This is a genomic window from Microbacterium sp. AG157, from assembly GCF_003385695.1.
In the GTDB taxonomy this organism is placed as follows: Bacteria; Actinomycetota; Actinomycetes; order Actinomycetales; family Microbacteriaceae; genus Microbacterium; species Microbacterium testaceum.
Window position 1 is genome coordinate 349,028 of record NZ_QRDK01000003.1, and the last position, 23,075, is coordinate 372,102.

Genomic DNA, 23,075 nt, shown 5'->3' on the forward strand with positions numbered 1-23,075 from the left:
CGGCCACCCCGAGCCGAGACGGGCTCGCTCCTCGCGGTGCGGACCGGACCCGGCATCCCCGAACGTGTACCGGAGGAGAACGAATCGCCGTCAGCGGATGCCCTCGATCCATCGGGCGACCATCCCGCCGAAGACCTCCCAGTTGGCCGCGCGGCCGAGACCACCGTGGTCGAGATCGACCGGCTCGATGCGAAGCCGACCGTCGATGCGCGACCGCCAATCGGCGTCGCGGCGGGCCGCCGTCTCGGCGGTGACCCCCTGCGTCGCCGCCACCAGCAGCGTGTCGGCGTGCGCCGAGGCGGTGACCGCGGGAATCGACAGCCGGAGGTGACGCTCGAACGTCGACACGAGCCTCTCCCGCGCTTCGCCATCGAGATCGGCGAGGACCGGGTCGTCGGCCATGCTCCGCACGAAACCCGCGACCTGCTCGTCGACGGGGGCCCCGAGCTCGTCGTCCGCGCCGTCGGCGTACGCGTCGAGCAGGACGACGGATGCCACCTCGTCGCCGAGTCGAGCGGCGATCTCGTGCGCAAGCTGCCCCCCGAACGACCAGCCGAGCAGGTGATACGGGCCGTGGGGCCGGACTTCGCGGATGCGCGCGATCTGATCGTCGACGATCGCATCGACCGAGGTGAGCTCGGGGCCGCCCGACAGCGCCGGGTCCTGCAGCGCGAAGACCGCGAAAGCCGGGTCGAGGTGGCGACACAGACCCGCGTACGCCCACCCGAGCCCGCCGGCGGGCTGCAGGCAGAAGACGGCGGGGCCGTCGGCATCGCGCAGGCGGAGGACGGGGGCGAACATCGTCTCGCTGCGCTCGCCCGCCGCCGCGCGCGCGAGACCCGCCACGGTCGGCGCCCCGTACAGGTCGCGCACGCTCAGGTCGAGGCCCGACGACGTCCGCAGCCGCGAGACGACCCGCACGGCGAGCAGCGAATGGCCCCCGAGCAGGAAGAAGTCGTCGTCGCGGCCCACCTCGTCGACGCCGAGCACCTCGGCCATCGCCTCGGCGACGAGGTACTCGACATCGCCGATCGGGCGCTGCCGCTCCACCGACTCGCGCACGGGCTCGGGCAGGGCGCGCACATCGAGCTTTCCGTTGACCGTCAGCGGCAGCTCGTCGACGACGGTCACCGTGGCCGGCACGAGATAGTCGGGCAGCTGCGACCGCAGGGCGGCGGTGACGTCGGCGGTCCGCAGCGGCGAGACGTCGGCCACGACATAGGCCGCGAGCTCGGTTCCCCGGGGGCCTCGCAGCGGCACGACGGCGGCGCGACGGATGCCGTCGAGGGCGACGAGGGCCGACGAGACCTCGGCGGGCTCCACGCGGTGACCGCGGATCTTGACCTGGTCGTCGCTGCGTCCGAGGTAGCTGATGAGGCCGTCGCCACCGACCATCGCGAGGTCGCCCGTGCGGTACATACGCTCTCCCGGCATCCCGAACGGATCGGCGACGAACCGCTCGGCGGTGAGGTCGCTGCGGCCGAGGTAGCCGCGGGCGAGGCCCACCCCCGAGAGGTAGAGCTCCCCCGCGACCCCGGGCCGCGCGGGGCGGAGCGCATCGTCGAGAACTCGCGCGACGGTTGCGGTGATGGGTCGACCGATCGTCGAAGTGGGGCGTTCCTCGACATCGGCGCCGAGGGCGTTGATCGTGTACTCGGTCGGGCCGTAGAGGTTGTAGCCGCGGACACCGGGCGCGTCGCGCAGCGCCCGCCAGAGGTCGTCGGGCACCGCCTCTCCCCCCAGCGACACGAAGACCACACCCGGGCCGTCGGCGGTCGGGTCGGTGCAGCGCGGGCGGGCGAGGAGCCCCTCGTCGACGAGGATGCGGCCGTAGCTCGGCGTCACGTCGAAGCCGTCGATGCGGTGGTCGTCGAAGTAGGCCAGCAGCGCGCGCGGATCACGCCGCATGTCGTCGTCGATGACGTGCACACTGTGCCCTTCGAGCAGCCAGAGCAGCTGCTCCCACGAGGCGTCGAACGCGAACGACGTGGTGTGCGCGATCGCCAGGCGCCGGCCGCCCGCCGCCGTCACGACGGGCGTGAAGATCTCGACGCAATGATTCACGAACATGTTCGTCAGTCCCCGGTACGGCACGGCCACGCCCTTGGGCCGACCCGTCGACCCCGACGTGAAGATGACATAGGCGAGGGCATCGAGGGATCGACGGGGCTCGATGAACGATCCGTCTCCCGACGCATCGGGCGACAGCACGGGGATGCCGGCCGGAACGGCGGCGGAGAGCACGTCGTCGCTGACGACGACCGCCGGCGCCGCCTCGCGGAGGATGTCGGCGACGCGGGTGGCGGGCAGGGTGGGGTCGACGGGGACGTACGCCGCGTGCGCGGCGAAGACGGCGAACAGCGCGACGATCATGCGCGCATCGCGCGGCAGATAGAGCGCCACGCGCGACTCCGGCCCGATCCCGCGCTCCTGGAGGGCGGTCGCGAGCTGCGTCGCCCGGTGCACCAGGTCGGAGAAGGTCCAGCGAACCGGGCCGGCCACGACGGCGAGACCGTCGGGATCGACGCGGGCGCGTCGCACGAGCAGTTCCCAGACCGTCGCGTCGAGCAGTGCCGCGTCGTCGCCGCTCGGGGTCGCCCCGACGAGCGCACCCGCCCCGGCCTCGCCCGGGTCGCCGACGTCGAGCGCGGCGAGCGCGCCGGTGTGCGCGGCGATGCCCTCGAGCGCCCGCACGAAGGCGGCGACGATCCGGTCGGTCGCACGAAGGCCCTCGTCGTCGGGCCAGGCGCCGGGGCGCGTCATGACGCGCACGCGCGCGCCGGCGCCCTCACCGCCGGGGTTCACCACGACGGTGACCGGGTAGTGGGTGGCGTCGCGGACGGTCTGCGCGCGCTGGCGCAGGCCCCCGTCGGGGCCGAGCGCCTCGGTCGACGGCGTGACGGGGATGTTCTGGAACACGAACAGGGTGTCGAACAGTTCGCGATGCCCCGAACTCGCGAGGATCTCCGGCAGGGGCACCTCGGGGTGGGCCAGCATCACGCGGCGGAACCGGGTGAGATCGTCGAGGTGACCCTGCAGGTCGCCGCCGGGGCGGACCCGCACGCGGACCGGAACGGTGTTGAAGAGCAACCCGAGCAGGTCGTCGATGCCGGGGATCTCGGGGGGCCGCCCCGAGGTCACGGTGCCGAACGCGACGTCGCTACGGCCCGTCTCGTGCCGCAGCGCCAGGGCCCACGCGAGCTCGTACACCGCGCTGAGCGGCGCCCGCGCGGCGGTGCCGGCCTGCCGCAGCCGTGCCGTCAGGGTCGGGTCGAGGGTCAGGACGCGTTCGAGGGAACGCCCGTCGTCGCCGCGGTCCCGGACCGACGCGGAGGGGGCGACGAGGGTCGGCGCCTCGATGCCCCCGAGTGCGCCGCCCCACGCCGCGCGTGCCGCCTCCCGGTCGCGAGCAGCGAGCCACGAGACGTACCTCGCGTACGGCGGCCCGCAGCGTTCGGCTGCCGAGCCGTGCCGGGTGTACTCGTCGAGGATGCCGCGGAGGAACCGCCAGATCGACCAGCCGTCGAGGATCGCGTGCTCGACGGTGAGCACCCACGTGTGCTGCGAGCCGTCCGGCGTGCTCAGCAGCCCGAACCGCAGAAGCGGCCCCTCGCCGTCGAACCCGCGCCGGCGCTGCTCCGCGAGGAAGCGCTCGCGGTCATCGCCCACGCGCACATCCCATTCGATGCGCGGCGACCGCGGCACGATCAGCACCGTGCGCTCGCCGACGCGCCGGAAGTGGCCCGCCACGTGGGGATGCTGCGCGATCATCCGCGCGGCGGCCGCGCGGAGCGCCGGGATGTCGAGCGTTCCGACCAGGTCGGTGACGGTCTGCGACAGGTAGACATCGGTATCGCCGGAGAGGTCGCGATGAAACAGCAGGCCCTCCTGCAGGGCCGTCGCCGGGTGCACCGCTCGGAGCGATCCGGCCGTGCGCTCGAGGTCGCGGATCGCCGCGGTCCCGATTCCCGCCGTGTCGAGCACGCGCGTGTCGGCGGGGCGCACGATCGCGGTGAGTGTGCTCACCCCGGCGCCGGGGGTGACGCGGCGGGCGATGGCCGCCGCGATCTCCGCGGCATCCCGATGCCCCGACACCGTCACCCGCCACCGGTCGGCGACCAGGCTCGCGGTCACGGTGACACGGTCCGAGACGGGAGCGACGGGCTGATCGGACACGTGGATGTCGACCAGCACGTCGGCGTTCACGAGACCGTCGAAGACCCCCGGTGTGTGCGGACTCGCCTCGCGGGCGATCTCGTAGTCGCGCGCAGCCTCCGCGGTCGGCTCGACGATGGTGCCGTCGCCTCGAAGGAAGACGGGGAAGGCGCGACGCCGCACACCGACGGCGGAGGCCTGAGCGGGGTCGTCGCGGTCGGGCTCACCGACCATCGCGACGGCGGGTCCGGCGCAGAGGTCGCCGAGGCCCGACAACACGGCGGTGCGCAGGGCGGTCGTGGTGGTGGGCGGCGCGGGCAGCTCGGCGTGCGCCGACACCCCGGGGTCGAGGGCGGCCCACGACGGATCGACGGCCGACGCGGGAACCGACTCGATCACGTCGAGCCAGGCCTCGGCCGCATCGACGATCCCGAGGTCTTCTCCCCGGCGGGTGCGGGCCTCGACGTACTCGGCGGCATCGCGGATGCCGAGCGCCGAGCCCGTCGAGAGCGCAGCGAGCAGCGCGGGCCAGGACTCTTCGTCGATCGCTTCCGACGCCGCCGCGAGAAGGATGCCGTCGTGTCCGGCCGATGCGGCGACCGGCCGCCCGGCCACCGTATCGGGATCGCGGGGTTCATCCGTGATCGCGGCCGCATCGAGCACCTCGTCGAGGGTGAGCGGGACGAACTCGTCGCCGCTCCGACGGGTGCCGATCGCGTCGCTCGAGGCATAGACACCCACCAGCGCCGCGGCGGCCCGGTGCCGGGGCAGGGCGATGCGCCGCTCGGTGACCGCGGTGCCCGGCGGCCGTAGCGCGGGGCGGGGACCGGTCGTCCGACTCAGCGCGAGGCCGTCGACGGGCGCGGCGGCATCGCCGGTGAGGGCGACGAGCGCGAGAACGACCGACTCCAGCAGGGCGGACGTCGTCTCGGGGCGGAAGATCTCGGCGCGCGAGACGACGTCGACCACGAGGCCGTCGTCGCCCTCGCCGATCGCGAAGGTGAGGTCGAATTTCGCCGAAGGCTCGGCGTCGTGGCGCACCTCGGCGGAGACGTCCCCGAGCCCGACCCGGCGGGTGCGGCGGTCGACCTCCGCGATCATGACCTGAAACAGAGGGTGGACGCCCGCGGCGCGGGCGGGAGCGACCTCGGCGACGAGCTCGTCGAACGGCACGGCCCGGCGCTCCCACGCGTCGAGCGCGCACGAACGCACGCGGCCGATCACCTCGCCGACGGTCGTCGTACCGGTGAGATCGGTGAGACCGACGACGGTGTTCAGGAACAGACCGACCCCCTCCGCGTCGGAACCCTCCCGCAGATCGGCGGCCATGCCGAGCGGGATGCGGTCGCCCGCTCCCCTCGATCGCAGGACGAGAGCGACGGCCGCGTGCAGGAGCATGAGCCGGGATGCCGCGACCCGGCCCGACAGGTCGGTGAGCGCCCGCGAGACCCACGCGGGCAAAGGACGCTCCTCGCGATTGGCGACCGAGCTCGGCGCGGGGCTGCGCGGCCGGTCGAGGGGCAGCGGGACGACGCTCGGCATGTCGGCGAACAGCGGCCCGAGCCCGTTCGCCGACGCGCTCGGCGGCTCGGCGTCGGACGCGGGGCCTGCCGGCCAGGTGGGCGCACCGCCCGCGAGCCGTTGCGTGTAGGCGTGCTCGAGGTCGTCGAGGATCGTGGGGATCGACTGCCCGTCAGCCGCCACGTGATGGATGACGATCACGACGTGCTCGGCGTACACGGCCGCGGCGGCGGGGACCTCGCGACGGGGATCGGGAGTGAAGGGCAACCGCCCGTCCCATGTTTCACGCGACCGATCGCGGACGGGGACCTCGGCGGCATCCCGCATGCTCTCGGTCCAGCCGCCGTCGATCTTCTCGAAGGCGGTACGCAGACTCGCGTGGCGTTCCACGACGTCGCGGAACGCCGCGGCGAAGACCGAGACGTCGACGCGTCCGTCGACGATCCGCAGGACGAGGGGCATCGCGTATGCGCCCGGCGAGTCCTCGAACTCGGCGAGGAAGAGCATGCGCTCCCGCGCGCCCTGCACCCGGACCGTCTCGATCACGTTCTCGCTCATGCTCTTCCCTCTCCTGCACGTACTGCATCTGCACGCACGGCATCCGCCCCCGCCGTGCCCGTGCGCGCCACGTCACAGACCTCGGCGGCGAGACGACGCGCTCCCTGCTCCGCATCGGCGGGCAGCGCCATGCGGTGGACGACGAGACGCGGCGCACCGTCCGCGATCTCGACGGCGACGAGCCTTCCCTGCGCCAGGTCGACGCCGTCGCCGGGCGGGACGCGATCGACCTGGAACGCCCGCCACAGCCGCGCGCGGCTCCGGTCGAGGCGCACGCGCAACTCGGGTCGTGCCGCGACCACCGAGGTGAGCGCGCGGCGGGCGGCCTCGGCCTCCACGGTCTGCAGGGGCACGGAGACCGTCATCGTGTCGACGTCGAGAGCGTCGGTGCGAGCGGCGGCGAGCGACGGCGGCAGCGGAACGGGTCGCGCGGTCACGCTTTCGGTCGGCGGGGCGCACCGCGCCGCCAGTCCCTCGACGGTGCGGGTCTCGAAGAGATCGACGACCGACACCGGGATGCCACGGCGCTGAGCCGCGGTGACGACGGCGATCGCCGAGATGCTGTCGCCCCCGAGGGCGAAGAAATCGGCATCGGCCGGTACCGTCGAGGCCCCGAGCGCCGCGGCGAACGCCGCGGCCAGCGCGACTTCGGTCGTCCCCGCGGGCGCTCGACCACCGACTGTCACGGGGGCGCGGTCGAGCTGCGGCAGCGCCGCGCGGTCGAGCTTCCCGTGCGGGGTGAGGGGGAGGCCGCCCACCGCCGTGAGGCGCGCCGGGACCAGAGCGCCCGGGACGACACCGCCCGCGTGTGCGCGCACCGCCTCGGGGGCCGCCGTCCCCACGTACACGGCGACCAACGTGCTCCCGACGACGAATGCCGCAGCCGCCTCGACGCCGGGCGCCGACACCAGCGCCGCCTCGACGTCGCCGAGCTCGATCCGCTGGCCGCCGACCTTGACCTGCTGGTCGCGCCGGCCGAGGTAATCGATCGTGCCGTCGGGTCGCTGACGCACGCGGTCGCCGGTGTCGTACATGCGCGCGCCGGCGGCGAACGGATCGGCGACGAACCGCTCGGCGGTCAGCGAGGGCCGGTTCGCGTACCCGCGAGCGAGCTGCACGCCGCACAGATAGAGGTCGCCCACCGCACCCGGCACGACCGGCTGGAGCGTGGCATCCAGGATGCGGCACGCCACCCCGACCAGGGGCAGCCCGATGCCGATCGGTCGGTCGACCGTGACATCGAGTGCGGCAGTGACGTCGACGGCCGCCTCGGTCGGGCCGTACAGGTTGTCGACGCGCACGCCGGGCAGCAGCTCGGCAAGCCCGCGCAGGTGGTGCGCGGTCAGCGCCTCGCCGCTGCAGACGATCACGCGGAGGCTCCGCGCCACGGCGGCGGCCGTCTCGCGCGCACCCGACAGGTGCTCGAGGAACGCGGCCAGCACCGACGGCACGAAGTGCACGACGCTGGCGCGCTCCGCCACGATCGCGGTGGCGATCGCGGCAGGATCGCGGTGCGCATCGGGCGGGGCGACCGCCTGACGGACGCCCACGACGGCCGGGAGGAACAGCTCCCAGACCGACACGTCGAACGTGAAGGGGGTCTTGTAGAGGATGACGTCGTCGGGCCCGATCCCGTGCAGGCCGGGGGCCGCCAGCAGACGGTTCACGATCGCGCGATGACTGACGACGACGCCCTTGGGTCGTCCGGTCGAGCCCGAGGTGAACAACACATAGGCGGCGTCGTCGGGTCTCGGCGCGAGCGGCGGGGCGGTGGGAGCGGCGCGGTCGGGGACCGCCTCGAGCACGAGGTCGGCGCCCGCGTCGGCGACGACGGCCTCGCGTCGCGCGGCCGGCCACGCGGGGTCGATGGGCACGTAGGCCGCGCCCGCGAGCACGATGCCGTACACGAGGTCCACCTGGGCGGATCCGCGCACCGCGCACACACCGACCACCGACCCCGGGCCGATCCCCCGGGCCGCGAGCGTTCCCGCGATGCGGCGGGCCTCGTCGGAGACGCCTCGCGCGATGAGGTCGACGAGCGTGCGGTCGCGCCCGGCGTCGATCGCCCGCCCTCCGTCGAGAAGCGCCGGCGACACGGTGTCGACCGCGTCGACGCCCTCCAGGGCCGCGCGCACCTGGCGGAGGAAGCGCTCGGCCTCGTCGCCGGCGAGGGCATCCGTCGCGTATTCGAGCTCGACGGCGAGATCGTCACCAACCTCGGCGACGGTGATCGTCGCGTCGAACTTCGCCGTGCCCGTCGAGATCGGCATCCGCGACCCCTCGACCCCGCCCAGTTCGAGCCGGTCGAGACGCCGGGACTGGTGCACGACCATGATGCGCGGGGCGGCCCGGTCGCGCAGCTCCGGAGCCGCGGCCACCAGGTCGGCGACGTCGGCGCGGGTGTCGAGCGCAGCGACGATCTGCGGCCGCAGGTCGGTGCCACGCCGCGCGGCGAAGAGGGTCGTGGTGATGTGGCATCCCACGATCCCGTCGTCGGGCGTCGTGCGCGCCACCGGCGATGCGATGAGCAGATCCGCAGGGCCGCCGAGCCGCTCGACCGCCGTGGCGACCGCGCGGACGGCGAGTTCGAAGACGGTCCCCCCGCGCGCGCGATCGCGGACGGCCGCCGCCGACGTCCCCGTCAGCACGCAGGCCCGGGTCGCCCCGGCGCGACCGAAGCCGGCGGTGGTGACGGACCATCCCGGCACGTCGGCGCGGTCCGGCAGCGGGGCGAGACGTGCCAACGCCTCGGCGGCGCTCTCGCCGCTCGGCTCCTCGACCGCTGCGTCGACCTCGGCCCAGACCGGGACGGTGCCCGCGCAGCGGGCGCGCATGGACTCCGACAGCGTCTGCAGGAGCACGGGCTCGGACGCCTCGTCGACGGCGCTGTGATGCAGGGCGATGACCAGCAGCCAGCCATCGTCGCGCGGACTCAGACCGACACGGATCGGGATCGCGGATGCCAGGTCGAACGGCCGGCGAAGAAAAGCGTCGACGTCTGCCACGTCTTCGACCCCGGGGTGCGCTCGGGGGTCGTCTGCAGCGAGCCGGTCGGCGACCAGGGCATCGGGCCCGGGCGACAGCAGCGTCCGCAGCGCCGGATGCCGCCGCGTCGTGTCGGCCAGCGCCCCGCACAGCGCCGAACGGTCGGGCTCGCGGGGGAAGAGGAAGGCCAGGGGGACGGTGTAGGTCGCCGAGGTCGTGTCGAGCTGCGATGCGAGCCACATGCGCCGCTGTCCCGGGGTCGCCGGGAGGCGAGCCGCCCGGTCGGCGGCACCGGTCTCGCGCGGGCGAGCTGCCGCGGCGTCGGCGTTCTCGACGAACCGGGTGAGCTCCGCGACCGTGGGGTGGTCGAACACCGCCCGCGTCGGCACGGTGCGCATTGCGGCGCGCGACAGCCGGTTCGCCAGCCGCACCGCGGCGAGCGAGTCACCGCCGAGGGCGAAGAACCCGGTGTCGGGGCCGATCTGAGCCGGGTCGACTCCGAGCACCGCGGCCATCTGCTCGGCGACGGGCCGCTGGGCGGCATCGAGGGCATCCCGGCTGACCGCCTGCGAAACCGGCTCGGGGAGAGCGGCGCGGTCGACCTTGCCGTTCGCCGTCGTCGGCAGCGCGTCGAGTGCCGTCACCCACGCGGGCACCATGTGCCGGGGCAGGGTGGCGATCGCGCGCTCCCTGGCCGACACCTCGACGCGCTCCGGCGCGGCGCCCGCCTCGGGCACGACGTAGGCGTGCACGCGCGCTCCGCGCACGACGACGACGCAGGCGCGAACGCCCGGCGCTGCCGCGATCGCCCTCTCGATCTCCTCGAGTTCGACGCGCATGCCGCCGATCTTGACCTGGTTGTCGGTGCGTCCGAGGAATTCCAGTTCGTCGCGGTTCCACCGCGCGCGGTCGCCCGTGCGGTACAGCCGCGGCGTGGATGCCGGGTCGCGGGGATCGTGGAAAGGGTTCGCGACGAAACGCGACGCCGTCAGCGCGGCGGCGTTCACGTAGCCGCGGCCCAGGAGGTCGCCGGCGACGTAGAGCTCGCCGCCCATCCCCGCCGGGACGGGGCGCAGGGCCCGATCGAGCACGTACAACCGGCATCCGGGGTTCGGCCGGCCGATCGAGGTCGTGCTGCGCACGCCGTCTCCGCGGTAGACGATGTGCGAGACGCCGATCGTCGCCTCGGCGGGGCCGTAGCCGTGGTACATCGTGGCGTGCGGCAGGTGCCGGCGGAATCTGGCGAACAGCTCGGGGGTGAGCAGCTCGCCGCCGCACCACACGTGCCGCAGGCCCTCGAGGCGCGGGGCCGTCGTCAGCGCATCGCTGTCGAGCAGCGCGTCGAGCATCGAGGCGACGAGGTACGTGAAGGTGACACCGTGCTGCGAGATCAGCTGCAGCAGCCGCTCGGGCTCGCGCTCCTCCCCGTCGCGCGCGACGACGACGGTGCCGCCCGAGCAGAGCGGGAGGAGCACCTCGTTGATCGAGATATCGAACGACAGCGGCGCCTTGAACAGGCTCGCATCGTCGGCGCCGAACCCCAGCACGCGCTCGATCTGCCACCGCATGCGGCTCGCGATGGCGCCATGGCGGATCATCGCCCCCTTCGGGGTGCCGGTGGAGCCCGACGTGAAGATCACGTACGCGAGCGACTCGGGGTCGCGCGGCACGAGGTCGGCGGCGGGCTCGATCTGCGCGAGATCGACCGCGTGCGTGCGAAGACCGGTCGGCTCGCCCGCTCCGGGTCCGACGAGCACGGCCCGCGCCCCCGCGTCGGCGACGACGCTCGCGCGGCGCCGGTGCGGCCACGCGGGGTCGAGCGGCACGAACGCCGCCCCCGAGAGGAGGATGCCGAGGATCGCCGCGACCATCTCGGCGCTGCGGTGCATGTCGATGGCGAAGATCGTCTCGGGGGCCGCGCCGAAGTCGTCGCGCAGAGTCCGCGCGATGCGCGTCGCCGCCCCCAGCAGCGTGCGGTAGTCGATGTGACGGTCACCGTCGGCGACGGCGACCGCCGACGGCGCGTTCCGCGCCCGCGCGAAGACCATGTCGACGACGTCCGCGTCCGACAGGCAGCGCCCCGTGTCGTTGCGCGTGGCCAGCAGGAGCGCGCGCTCGGGCTCGTCGACGATCCGGTGCGCACTCAACGCCCGGTCGGGAGCGGCGACGGCGGATGCCAGGAACGCGGCGAGCCCGGAGGCATGGGCCGCGAGCTCGAGATCGTCGGCCCGGCCGCGCACGACGAGCCGCAGAGCGCGGCGAGCGATCTCGCCCTCCGCCACGATGTCGAGGTCGGTCGAGGGCCCCACCCAGGTCGACCGCGCGATGCCGTCGCCCGGGTCGGGGCCGAGCATGACGTTGATTCCCGGCACGACGAGCGTGGGGCTGCCGAAGCGGGTGCGCAGAGCGTCGGCGACGGCACCGGGGTCGGCGCCCAGGTGCGGGCGCTGCGCGCTCAGCGCCTCGTCGAACGATCGCAGGTACGCCTCGATCGTCGCGTCGCCGTCGGCGGCCGGCTGCAGGGGCACGACGGCCGAGCGCATCTCGACGACGTGCGGGTCGCCCGGGGCCGCGACGGCCAGGCGCACCGCGTGCGCCCCCGGTCCGCGCACCGTTGCCGTGTACGCCGCGATGAGTCCCGCCACCGTGCGACCGACGCTCAACCCGCACCGGTCGGCGAGACCGGGGAGCGAATCGACCAGGTCGGGGTCGAGCTCGACGGCGATGCTCCGGATGCCGCGTGCCGGGCGCTCGATCAGGCTCTCGGCGCGGCTCACCGCGGCGACCACCGCCTCCGCGTCCGACCGAGGCGTGTCCGCCGGACGCGCCCCCGACCTACCGGCATCCCCCGCCCGAAGCGACTCGGGCGCCTCCGCGGATCTCGACGCCGGGGGTGCGGCATCCGGATCTCGGAGAACCGCGAGTACTCGACGCGTCAACTCGCGAATCGATCGGCCGTCGACGAGCACGTGGTGGTACGCCTGCGCCCACACGTACCCGTCCGGGACCATGAGGATCTCGTGGCGGTGCAGAAGTCGTCCCGCGCCGAGAGCGACCTCGACGCGCAAGCCGTCGACGCGGGCGGCGACCGCCGCATCGGGCTGGTTCTCGCCGCGCAGGTCGACCACGGCGGGCGCCTCGAACGGGTCGCACGCGACCCATCGCGGCTCGTCTCCGTCGGCGACGACCGTTCGCGACAGCCGCGGTTCCCCGCGCAGCACACGGGCGACCGCCTGAGCGAGACGACCGGGGTCGTGCGCCGAGGAGAAGCGCGTCGTCCACCCGAGGTGGAAGTCGGTGGCGCTGTCGGGATCGACCTCCGATGCCACCCACACGGCGCGCTGCGCGGGGGTCAGGGCGACGGCGTCGTCGGGTCGATCGAGGGAGGGGCGCGCGGGGGCGTCGACGGTCACGGTTCAGGCGCTCCGCACCAGCTCACGCTCGCGGGCGTGCAGTCCCGCGGCGATCGAGTCGACGATCTCTGCCGAGCGCACGGCGATGTTCGACAGCAGCGAGGAGGTGAGCCCGTGCGTGTCCTCGGTGCCGCCCTGCAGGTAGAGGCCTCCCGCCGTCGGTCGCGTCGTCCGCAACCGGTAGTCGCGCGTCACCCGCGCATCGCCCGGCCCCTGGGGTGCGTAGAGGTCGCCGAGAATCGCGTCCAGCGGCATGGAGGTGAAGCCGGTCGCGTACACGACGGCATCCGCCGCGACCTGCTCGACCGCACCGGTGAGGCGGTTCTCGATCAGCACGGAGACCCCGTCGGCCCGCTCACGCGCCTCGGCGATCGCGCTGCCGCCGTGCACGAACAGGCGCCGGGCGCCGACGACGCGCTCCGCGTACTCGATCTCGTAGAGCCGCTCGATGAGCGAGAGGTCGACGGCCGAATAGTTGGTGCCGCGGTGGTAGGACAGCAGGCGGGCCTTCATCTCGGCGCTGCTGCCGTAGTAGTCGTCGACGGCCTCCGCGTCGAAGATGCGGTTGGCGTAGGGGCTGTCGTCGGCGGGGGTGTAGCCGTACTTGCCGAAGACGGCGTGCACGCGTGCGCCGGGGTACTGCTCGTGGAGGTAGTGGGCCACCTCGGCGGCGCTCTGCCCGGCCCCGACGACCACGAATGCGTCGTGCGTCGTCTCGGGCAACGCGGCGAGGCTGCTGAGCAGCGCGTGGTTGTGGAACTGGCGTGCGCTGGCCCTCACCCCCTCGGGGAGGCGCGCGGTCAGTCCGCCCGCCAGGACCACGTTGCGGGCGCGGACCGATCCGGCGTGGGCGCCCTCGAGCACGACCTCGAAGTGGTCGGGGTGGTCGATGATCCTCGTCCCGCGCGTGCCGTAGAGCACCTCGGCGTCGACCCGGTCGGCCGCCCACTCGAGGTACTGGTGGAACTCGATCCGGGTCGGGAAGAACGTCTGGCGGTTGATGAAGTGGGGCAGTCGTCCGCTGTCGTGCAGGAAGGAGAGGAAGCTGTAGTCGCTCGCCGCGTTGCGCTGGGTCACGAGGTCTTTGAGGAACGAGATCTGCATCGTCGCCCCGGGCAGGAGCATGTCGGGGTGCCACGCGAAGCGGGGCTTCGACTCGACGAATGTCGACGTGATCGGCGAATTGCCCGGGATGGCGTTGCGTTCCCGCAGCGCGATGGCGAGTCCGAGGTTCGACGGGCCGAACCCGATGCCGACGATGTCGACGACCCCGTCCTGCGTGCTGGTATTGCGCGGTTTCTCTGCCGAAACGCGGGCGTGCGTCATCCGTCACTCCTGTTCGTCACCGCCCTCGCGAGTCCGCGGGGGCGTTGTGCTAGCTTAGGCAAGCCTTACATAAGTAAGGGCAGGCTAACTGATCTACCGGCCAGCCGAAACCATCGAGGAGGGAAACGCATGCGGGTTGCGATGTTCGGGTACCAGACATGGGGACACCGCACGCTGGACGCCCTGCTCGGATCGACGCACGACATCGTCGGCGTCGTCACGCACCCGGCCAGCGACCACGCCTACGAGAAGATCTGGGACGACTCCGTCGAGCAGCTCGCGCAGGAACACGGCATCCCCGTCCACCTCGCGCGACGCCCCGACGACGCGATGATCGCCCGGCTCACCGAGTGGCGTCCGGACATCATCGTCGCCAACAACTGGCGCACCTGGCTCCCTCCCGAGGTCTATGACCGCCCCCCGCACGGCACTCTCAACCTGCACGACTCGCTCCTGCCCGCGTTCACCGGCTTCTCGCCCGTGCCCTGGGCCCTCATCAGCGGGGCGGAGCAGGTCGGCATCACGGCCCACCGTATGGACGGCGGGCTCGACACCGGCGACATCGCCGTGCAGCGTGCCGTTCCCATCGGTCCACGCTCGACCGGCACCGAGCTCGTGCGGGCGACGATCGACCTCATTCCCGAGGTGCTGCTCGACGCTCTGCAACAGATCGAGACAGGCACGGTCGAGTGGCGCCCACAGGACCTCGACCAGCGCGTCTTCTTCCACCGCCGCACCGAGCTCGACAGCCTCATCGACTGGACATGGCCCGCCGAAGACATCGACCGGCTCGTGCGGGCCATGTCGGACCCGTACCCGAGCGCACACACGTACTGCCGCGGCGAACGCCTCGAGATCCTCGAGGCGCACGTCTCGACGTTCCGCTACGGCGGCACACCGGGGCGCATCTTCATCAGGGAAGGCGACGGCATGGCCGTCGTCGCCGGCGGCGACGCCTACCGGGGCGACCGGCGCGCGCTCGTGATCGACCGCGTCCGCACGCCCGACGGGGTCGAGCACACGGCGAACGCCTACTTCCCGACCGGCGGCGGTTACCTGAGCCGCGAGCCGTGACCGCACGCGCGATCCGCTCGGGCAAGGACGTCATCCGGCGGACGATCGCCCGCAACCGCTCGGCGATCCTGATCGGCACGGTGCTGCTGTGCGTGCATCAGCTCGCCGAGACCTCGGTGGCGGTCGTGATCGGTGTCCTCATCGACGCCGGCATCGCTCCGGGACGCGTTCCCGGGATCATCACCGCCATCACCGCCCTCGCGGGGGTGTTCCTCGTGCTCACGGTGTCGTACCGGGCGGGCATGCGCGTCCTCAACATCGCCCTCCAGAAGGAGGCGCACCTGTTGCGCCTGGAGGTGTCCGAGAAGGCGCTCTCGCCGCGCGGCCTGCGCACCGATGTGACCCCCGGCGAGCTCGTCACCGTGTCGGGCAGCGACGCCGACCAAACCGCCTGGTTCCTCGACCTGCTCCCCCGCATGATCGCGGCGGCCGCTGCCGTGGTCGCGACCGCGATCGCCCTCCTCGTCGTCGACGCCGCGCTCGGCGTGGTCGCCCTCGTCGCCATGCCCGTGTTCTTCGCGCTGGCTCACGCAGCCGGACCGCGCATCACGGCGAGAGCCGTGCAGCAGCAGTCACGCGTGGCCGCGGCGACCGCTCTCGCCGGCGACCTCATCTCGGGCCTGCGGTCGATCGCCGGTATCGGGGCACAGGATGCCGCTGCCCGGCGATACCGTGCCGCGAGCCGCGTCGCCCTCTCGGCCGCGATGTCGACCAACCGGTGGATCGCGGTGCAACGCGGCGTCACGGCGGCGCTGAGCGGCGTCGCGGCCGCCGTGATCGCCTCGGTCGCCGGATGGTACGCCCTCACCGGGCACATCACGACCGGCGAACTGGTCACCGTCGTGGGGCTCGCGCAGTTCCTCATCGACCCCCTCACCACGCTGTCGGGTCTGCCTGCCACGGCAGCCAAAGCCCGGGGATCCGCCGAGCGGGTGGCCACCGTCCTCGCGGCGCAGCCGCTCCTCCCGGCGGTCGCACCGTCATCGCCCTCCACCGCGACCCCGGGGCTGCGTCTGCGCGGCGTGCACCACGGGTCGCTCGACGGCGTCGATCTCACGGCGCGGTCGGCCGAGATCACGGCGGTCTTCGCCCACGACACCGCGGACGGCGATGCCGTGGCATCCCTCCTCGCGGGGCGGGTCGCGCCCGAGTCGTATCGCGGCAGCATCGAGGTCTGCGGACTCGGGCCCGGCGAGACCGAGGCGTGGCTGGTCGCCGAACCCCACGAGGCGCACCTGTTCAGCGGCAGCATCCGCGCCAACGTCGTCGCGAGCAGCGACACCGTCGACTCCGTCCGCCTGACGCGCGCCCTGCAGTCCTCCGGGGCCGATGACGTCGTCGCCCTCTTCGAGCACGGACTCGACCACCACCTGGTCGACCGGGGCCACAACCTCTCCGGCGGCCAGCGCCAACGCCTTGCACTGGCGCGCGCCCTGTATGCCGATGCCCTCGTGCTCGTGCTGCACGAGCCCACGACGGCTGTCGATTCGGTGACCGAGCAGCAGATCGCGGTCGGCATCGCCGCGCTCCGCCGTCGCTCCGACGCGTCGACGGTCGTGATCACCGGCTCGCCCGCGCTGCTCGCGGTGGCCGACCGGGTCGCGGTTCTCCGGCACGGCCGGGTGATCGCCGAGGGCACGCACCGCGAGCTGCTCGAGAGCGACCCGCTCTACGCCGAGGCGGTGGCGAGATGACGACGCCGCGCCCGGTCTCCCTGCCGATCGCCCGCTATCGCGCCTCCCTGCGGTGGCTCGCCCGCACGACGCTGCGGCATCCGCTCCTCCTCGTCGCGGCCCTCGGAACGGGCGTGCTCGCTGCCGCCACCGCGCTGGTGCCGGTCTACGCCATGGGCTGGCTCGTCGACGCCGCCGTCGCCGGCAGAGCGGCATCCGACATCGTCGTCCTGGTCGTCGTGCTGGTGACGGCCGCCATCGTCGCCGGTGCACTCTCGGGGCTCAGCACGTACGTCATCGTGCGGCTCGGCGAGACCGCCGTGGCGGTCTTGCGCGAAGACGTCGTCGCGGGCGTGCTCGACCTGCCGTCGGGGGTCGCCGAGCGCGGCGGGCGCGGCGACGTGCTCTCGCGCGTCGGCGACGACATCGCCCGCATCACCCGCGCCAGCGGCGAGGTCGTTCCGGCTGTGCTGTCCGCGGGCCTGCTGGTGGCCGTGTCGCTGGGCTCGCTGTTCGGCGTCGATCCGGTCCTCGGGGCCGCCGGGCTGCTCACCCTCCCCCTCTACGGCGCCGCACTGCTGTGGTACCTCCCCCGTAGCGCTCACCTGTACGCGGAGGAGCGCGTCGCGGCCGGAGAGCGCACCGAGGCTCTCGCATCGAGCCTGCACGGCCGCGAGACGGTGCGTGCGTACCGGATGGAGGAGGCACGACTCGACGAGATCCGCACCGCGTCCGACCGTATGCGAGCTCTGTCGGTCTCGGTCTTCCGCCTGCTGCTGGGGCTCGTCGGTCGCGTGAATCTCGCGGAGTTCTGCGGCTTGGCCGTGCTGTTCGTCGTCGGATTCGTTCGGTACACCGACGGGGACGTCACGATCGGCGCGGTGACGACCGCGATCCTGCTCTTCCACCGCCTGTTCACTCCGCTCGGCACGGTGCTGTTCCTCTTCGACGAGATGCAGTCCGCCGGCGCGGCGATGAACCGCCTGGTCGGGGTCGTCGCGACGCCCTCCGTCCGAGTCCCCTCGCGGTCGACCCCGTCCGACGGCGCTCTGCGGGTCGACGACGTCCGTTTCGCCTACGGACCGGGCGACGACGTGCTGCACGGGGTGTCGTTCAGCGTTCCCGCCGGAACCCGGCTCGCACTCGTGGGCGCCTCGGGGGCCGGCAAGACCACGGCGGCGCTCATCGCGGCGGGCGCTCTCACTCCCGATTCCGGCGGCGTCCGGCTGGGCGGGGCGGCCCTATCCGACATCGGTACCGACGCGATGCGGTCACGCGTCGCGGTCCTCAGCCAAGACGTCCACGTGGTGGCCGGCCCCGTGATCGACGATCTCCGGCTGGCCGACGAGAACGCGGACGAGGACACCGTCTGGCGTGCCCTCCAGACCGTCGGTGCCGACGCCTGGGTGCGGGCCCTGCCCGAAGGCGTGCACACCGAGGTCGGCGCGCACCGTCACCGGCTCACCGCCGCACAGCAGCAGCAGATCGCCCTCGCGCGTCTCGTGCTGAAGGACCCCGACGTCGCGATCCTCGACGAGGCGACCGCCGAAGCCGGCAGTGCGGGGGCCGCCGCACTCGAACGCGCCGCCCTCGCGGCGACCGCGGGACGCACGACGCTCATCGTCGCGCACCGACTCACCCAGGCGGCATCCGCCGACGCCATCGCCGTCATGGAGGCGGGGCAGATCGTCGAGTTCGGCTCGCACGACGACCTCCTCGCCCGGGGCGGCGCGTACGCGCGGCAATGGGCCGCCTGGCGGGGGGATGCCGGGCCCGCGAGCACCCCTTCCGCACCCCGATGAAGAACCTCGACCCTCCACCGACACCACGCACACAGCAAAGGCGGTACCCATGAAAATCCGACCCAAGGTCACGGCTCGCGCGCTCGCGGTCCTCGGACTCGGCGCACTCGTGCTCTCGCAGGCGGCCTGCGCCTCCCCCACCGAACCCGGTGCCGCCACCACCGCGTCGGCGGAGGGCGGGTTCGACTACACCGACGCGCGCGGCGACACCGTCACGCTCGACACCGTCCCGCACAACATCGTCATGAGCGAACAGGCCGCGGCCGCGCTCATCCCCTACGGCATCCGTCCCGTCGGGATCTGGGGGTCGAGCACCCCCGACACGAGTGGTGTCCTCGCCGGGCTCGACGTGTCGGGCATCGAGTCTCTCGGCGTCTCGTACGGTGACGTCGACGTCGACAAGCTCGCGTCCCTCGAGCCCGACCTCGTCATCACGGGCTGGTACGCGGGCGGATACCTGGGCGGGCTGGGCGCCGAAGACGCAGAGGTGTCGAAGCAGATCGAGCAGGTCGCCCCCCTGATCACGGTCTCGGCGCAGAAGAGCGCCTCGGCGTCGCTCGACGACTGGCGAGGCCTCGCGCAGACGCTCGGCGCCGACGTCGACTCGGGCACGATCGCCGAGGAGAAGTCGACGTACGACGACGCCGTCTCGCAGCTGAAGAGCGCCCTGGCCGCGCGCCCGGGCACCACCGCCTACGCCGTCGCTCCCTCGACGCAGTTCTACGTCGCGATCCCGGGTGAGTTCGCCGAGCTGATCGATTACGCCGAGTGGGGCCTCGACGTGCGCGAGTCCCCGGTCGCCCGTGACAGCACCTCGGGCTCGTTCAGCCCCGTGAGCTGGGAGAACGCCGGCGACTACACCTCCGACCTGCTCCTCTACGACACGCGGGCGTGGACGACGCCGCTGGCACAGGTCGAGCGCGATCACCCCACGGTGGCGACGCTGAACGCCGTCGCGCGCGGGCACGTGGTCGACTGGACCACCGATGCGACGTTCAACTACGCGAGCTACACGAAGCAGATCGCGCTGCTGACGGATGCCGTGAAGGCCCTGCCCGCGAGCGAGTGACGTCCGAGCGAATGACACGCAATCGAGGAGTGCGATGACCCTGACCGATCTGGTGCCCGCGGCCCCGGATCGGCCGGGTCCCGCTCCCGGTCCGCCGAGGACAGCCCCGCGGGCGGCGGCACGTCTGGTCGACGTGCTGCTGCCCGCGGTGCCCGCCGCGATGACGCTCACGCTGATCCTCGCGATCCCCGACGAGCGCGGCGCCTGGCAGAGCGACCGGATCGTCGTCGCCGTCGTGGGTCTCGTGCTCGTCGTCGCCCTGGTCGGCGTGAACGTCTCGCGCGGCCGACGCGGCCAGAGCATCGGCATGGCGGCGCTCGGGCTCGTTCGCGTCCCCGGGCTCGGTGTGCGGTCGGTGGCGGCGCTCCGCCGAGCCCGGATCGACGTCGATGCGCTCATCGTCCGACCCCGTCGAACCGCCGGGGTCGTCGTGGTGCTCGCGGTGGTCGTCGTCGGAGTTGCGATGATCGCGATCGCCGTCGGGGCACGGAACGTGACGCTCCCCGAGGTCGCCCATGCCTTCGTCGGGGGTTCCCCCACCTACAACGACATCGTGATTCGCGAGCGGGCGCCTCGCGCGATCGTCGCGATCGCCGCGGGTCTGGCACTCGGCGCCGCGGGCGCCGTCGTGCAAGCGCAGACGCGAAACCCGCTGGCCGACCCCGACCTCATGGGGATCACGCGCGGCGCGACGCTGGCGACCGTGCTCGCGATCGCGCTGGGCGGTCTGACCACTCCCGCCGAGTACACGGCGTACGCGCTGCTGGGGGCGCTGGCCGTGACGGCTCTCGTGATCGTGCTGGCCGAGACGATGGGCGAGTCGATCATCGCGCTGCCCCTCGTCGGAGCCGCGGTCTCGTCGGTGCTCGGCAGCGCGACGGCCATCCTGCTGCTGCTCGATCAGACCGTCCAGCAGTCGTTCCGACGCTGGATGATCGGAGGCCTGTCCGACGGGCCGTTGTCGACGTACGCCGTGCCCCTCGTCGCGATCGGCGGGGGCCTCGCGCTCGCCCTGATGTGTGCGCCGTCGCTGAACGCGCTGAGCTTCGGTGCCGAGATGGCGACGTCGCTGGGTACGGACGTGCGCCGCGCCCGCATCGCCGGGCTGCTCGCCGTCGGGCTGCTCGCGGGTGCGGCGACGGCGGCCTGCGGCCCCCTCGCCTTTCTCGGGCTCATTGCGCCGCACACCGCTCGCCTCCTGGTCGGCACGGACCACAGGACGCTGCTCCCCGCGTCGGCGCTGATCGGTGCTGTCGCTCTGCTGTTCGCCGACGTCGTCGGACGCAGCGTCGCCCGCCCGGCCGAGATCCCGGCCGGGATCGTCTTCCTGCTCGTCGGTGCTCCCCTGTTCGTCGCGCTTGCGCGCCGGAGATCGGGGGCGCGATGAGCACGCGCGTCCCCGTCGTGCGGCTGGGCGGTCTCTCCCTCCCGGTGCGCACCCGGCCCCTCGTCACGTTCGTGGCGCTGTCGGTCGTCGCCGCGCTCCTGTTGTGCCTGTCGATCAGCGCCGGAAGCACGTGGGTGAATCCCACGACCGTCGTCGAGACACTCGGCGGGGGCGGAGGGCAGGCCGTCCGTTACCAAGTGCTCGGACTACGCCTGCCCCGCACGGTCATCGGAGCGCTCGCGGGCGCCGCCCTGGCCCTCGCCGGAGCGTTCCTGCAATCGGTCGCCCGCAATCCCCTCTCGAGCCCCGACGTCCTCGGCATCACCAGCGGCGCCAGCGTCGGCGCCGCCGCCGTCTTCGTGCTCGGATGGCGTGTCTTCGGTGCCCCCCTGACGCTCTCACTCCCCCTCGCCGCACTGATCGGCGGCTCGATCGCGGCGGCCGTGGTGTTCTCGTTCTCACGGGGAGCGGCCGGGGGGATGCGACTGATCCTCGTCGGCGTCGGAATCAACGCCGCCCTGCTGGGCGTGCTGCACGCGATGCTCATCGCGGGCGGCACCTACGACGTGCTCCAGGTGCAGGTGTGGCTCACCGGCGACCTGTCGTCCGACGCCACGCGCATCGCCCCGCTCGCCGCAGTGCTCGTCGTCGCCGCCCTCATCGCCGTGGCCACCTCCCGGTCGGTCGCCGCGATGCACCTCGGCGACGACGTCGCGCACGGGCTCGGCGTCGCCGTCGGACGCACCCGCGTCGTGCTGCTGACCGGGTCGGTGCTCTCCTCCTCGGCCGCCGTCGGCGCGGCCGGACCGCTCGGCTTCGTCGCCCTGTCGGCGCCGCAGATCGCACGGTTCCTGACGAGCGAGTCCCGCGCTCCGCTGGGGTGCACGGCCGCGTGCGGTACGATCCTGGTGCTCGCGGCCGACCTCGCCGCCCGAACACTGTTTTCGAGCGCCGTGTCGGTGGGACTGCTCACCGCGCTCGTGGGCGGCCCGATCCTGATCTCCGTGATGCTGCGACGGCTGAGGAGCTGGGCATGACCGACCCCGCGGCACACGCACTGACGACCTCCGGCCTCCGGGTCGGCTACGGCGGCCGCGAGATCCTGAACGGTGTCGACCTCGCGCTCCGAGCGGGCGCGGTCACCGCGATCATCGGGCCGAACGGCAGCGGAAAATCGACGCTGCTCCGCACGCTCTGCCGGCTCCTGGCCCCTGACGAGGGTTCCGTTGCGGTGCGAGGTCGGGCGCTCTCCACGCTGCGCACCCGCGATCTCGCGAGAGAGCTGTCGTTCCTCCCCCAAGCACCCACCGCTCCCGAGGGGATGACGGTGCGCGAGCTCGTCGCCCGCGGGCGCCACCCGCACCAGTCACTGCTGCGCCAGTGGAGCAGGCTCGACGCCACAGCGGTCGAGGCGGCCCTGCAGCTCACCGGGCTCACCGAGCTGGCCGATCGCGACGTGCAGACCCTCTCGGGCGGGCAACGGCAGCGGTCGTGGATCGCCCTGAGCCTTGCTCAAGACACCGGCATCCTGCTTCTCGACGAACCGACGACCTACCTCGACATCGCCCACTCCGTGGAAGTGCTCGACCTCGTCGACCATCTGTGCGTCGACCTCGGCCGGACGGTCGTGATGGTCATCCACGATCTCAACCTCGCCGCACGCTATGCCGACGACCTCGTGGTCGTGCACGAGGGCGGCATCGCCGCGCAAGGCCCGCCCGACGCCGTCATCACCGCGCGTCTCCTCGAGACCGTCTTCGGCCTGACGGCCCGGGTCGTCGCCGATCCGGCGTCGGGCCGCCCCCTCGTCGTCCCGGTCGGACGACGACGGGTCCACCGATCTGACCACCCCCACCCAGAAGAGACAGGAGACACCCATGTCGCATAACCCCTTCGACGACGAGTCCGGCCGCTTCCTCGTGCTGATCAACGACGAGGAGCAGCATTCGCTGTGGCCCGTCTTCGCCCCCGTGCCGGAGGGCTGGAGCATCGCCTACGGCGGCCCCGCCGGCGCCGAGCGCGCGGAATGCCTGGCGTTCGTGGAGACGAACTGGACCGACCTGCGACCCCTGAGCCTTCGCGAGGCGCAGGGCACGGCGGCGCCCTGAGCGG

General features: G+C 73.0%; 11 protein-coding genes. 8 read left to right on the plus strand and 3 right to left on the minus strand.

Annotation, left to right across the window (positions count from 1 at the left end; genetic code table 11):
• Positions 1 to 90: 90 nt before the first annotated feature.
• Genes DEU35_RS10955 through DEU35_RS10965 form a run of 3 tightly spaced genes read right to left on the minus strand, consistent with a single transcriptional unit; the run spans position 91 to position 13,958 of the window.
• Entirely contained in the window at positions 91 to 6,234 is a 6,144-nt protein-coding gene (locus DEU35_RS10955; RefSeq protein ID WP_116239522.1) for a non-ribosomal peptide synthetase, read from the minus strand.
• Positions 6,231 to 12,632: a non-ribosomal peptide synthetase gene (locus DEU35_RS10960; protein ID WP_116239523.1), complete on the minus strand. Its 6,402-nt coding sequence runs from the start codon at positions 12,630 to 12,632 to the stop codon at positions 6,231 to 6,233. Before DEU35_RS10960 ends, DEU35_RS10955 begins: the two co-directional genes overlap by 4 nt.
• Before the next feature lie 3 nt (positions 12,633 to 12,635).
• Positions 12,636 to 13,958: a lysine N(6)-hydroxylase/L-ornithine N(5)-oxygenase family protein gene (locus tag DEU35_RS10965; RefSeq protein ID WP_116239524.1), complete on the minus strand. Its 1,323-nt coding sequence runs from the start codon at positions 13,956 to 13,958 to the stop codon at positions 12,636 to 12,638.
• A gap of 129 nt (positions 13,959 to 14,087) precedes the next feature.
• Here DEU35_RS10965 and DEU35_RS10970 point away from each other — a divergent pair, with 129 nt between their 5' ends.
• The 8 genes from DEU35_RS10970 to DEU35_RS11005 are packed head-to-tail and all read left to right on the plus strand — an operon-like array spanning position 14,088 to position 23,071.
• Positions 14,088 to 15,032, plus strand: a complete 945-nt coding sequence (locus DEU35_RS10970) for a methionyl-tRNA formyltransferase (protein WP_103207928.1) — start codon at positions 14,088 to 14,090, stop codon at positions 15,030 to 15,032.
• On the plus strand, positions 15,029 to 16,726 hold the full coding sequence (locus DEU35_RS10975) for an ABC transporter ATP-binding protein (protein ID WP_220340851.1): 1,698 nt from the start codon (positions 15,029 to 15,031) through the stop codon (positions 16,724 to 16,726). Before DEU35_RS10970 ends, DEU35_RS10975 begins: the two co-directional genes overlap by 4 nt.
• Complete coding sequence (locus DEU35_RS10980; protein ID WP_116239525.1) at positions 16,723 to 18,507, plus strand: ABC transporter ATP-binding protein; 1,785 nt, start codon at positions 16,723 to 16,725, stop codon at positions 18,505 to 18,507. Before DEU35_RS10975 ends, DEU35_RS10980 begins: the two co-directional genes overlap by 4 nt.
• Before the next feature lie 49 nt (positions 18,508 to 18,556).
• Positions 18,557 to 19,576: an ABC transporter substrate-binding protein gene (locus DEU35_RS10985; protein ID WP_181904633.1), complete on the plus strand. Its 1,020-nt coding sequence runs from the start codon at positions 18,557 to 18,559 to the stop codon at positions 19,574 to 19,576.
• Between the two features lie 34 nt (positions 19,577 to 19,610).
• Positions 19,611 to 20,963, plus strand: a complete 1,353-nt coding sequence (locus DEU35_RS10990) for an iron ABC transporter permease (protein ID WP_116239527.1) — start codon at positions 19,611 to 19,613, stop codon at positions 20,961 to 20,963.
• Positions 20,960 to 22,000: an iron chelate uptake ABC transporter family permease subunit gene (locus DEU35_RS10995; protein ID WP_116239528.1), complete on the plus strand. Its 1,041-nt coding sequence runs from the start codon at positions 20,960 to 20,962 to the stop codon at positions 21,998 to 22,000. The genes DEU35_RS10990 and DEU35_RS10995 overlap by 4 nt, the downstream gene beginning before the upstream one ends.
• Complete coding sequence (locus DEU35_RS11000; protein WP_116239529.1) at positions 21,997 to 22,851, plus strand: ABC transporter ATP-binding protein; 855 nt, start codon at positions 21,997 to 21,999, stop codon at positions 22,849 to 22,851. Before DEU35_RS10995 ends, DEU35_RS11000 begins: the two co-directional genes overlap by 4 nt.
• Entirely contained in the window at positions 22,841 to 23,071 is a 231-nt protein-coding gene (locus tag DEU35_RS11005; RefSeq protein ID WP_116239530.1) for an MbtH family protein, read from the plus strand. Before DEU35_RS11000 ends, DEU35_RS11005 begins: the two co-directional genes overlap by 11 nt.
• Positions 23,072 to 23,075: the final 4 nt, after the last annotated feature.

Coding starts and splice junctions, on each gene's coding strand:
- DEU35_RS10955 (WP_116239522.1), bottom strand. CDS start 6,234: ATGAGCGAGAACGTGATCGAGACGGTCCGGGTGCAGGGCGCGCGGGAG.
- DEU35_RS10985 (WP_181904633.1), top strand. CDS start 18,557: ATGAAAATCCGACCCAAGGTCACGGCTCGCGCGCTCGCGGTCCTCGGA.
- DEU35_RS11000 (WP_116239529.1), top strand. CDS start 21,997: ATGACCGACCCCGCGGCACACGCACTGACGACCTCCGGCCTCCGGGTC.
- DEU35_RS11005 (WP_116239530.1), top strand. CDS start 22,841: ATGTCGCATAACCCCTTCGACGACGAGTCCGGCCGCTTCCTCGTGCTG.
- DEU35_RS10995 (WP_116239528.1), top strand. CDS start 20,960: ATGAGCACGCGCGTCCCCGTCGTGCGGCTGGGCGGTCTCTCCCTCCCG.
- DEU35_RS10970 (WP_103207928.1), top strand. CDS start 14,088: ATGCGGGTTGCGATGTTCGGGTACCAGACATGGGGACACCGCACGCTG.
- DEU35_RS10965 (WP_116239524.1), bottom strand. CDS start 13,958: ATGACGCACGCCCGCGTTTCGGCAGAGAAACCGCGCAATACCAGCACG.
- DEU35_RS10990 (WP_116239527.1), top strand. CDS start 19,611: ATGACCCTGACCGATCTGGTGCCCGCGGCCCCGGATCGGCCGGGTCCC.
- DEU35_RS10980 (WP_116239525.1), top strand. CDS start 16,723: ATGACGACGCCGCGCCCGGTCTCCCTGCCGATCGCCCGCTATCGCGCC.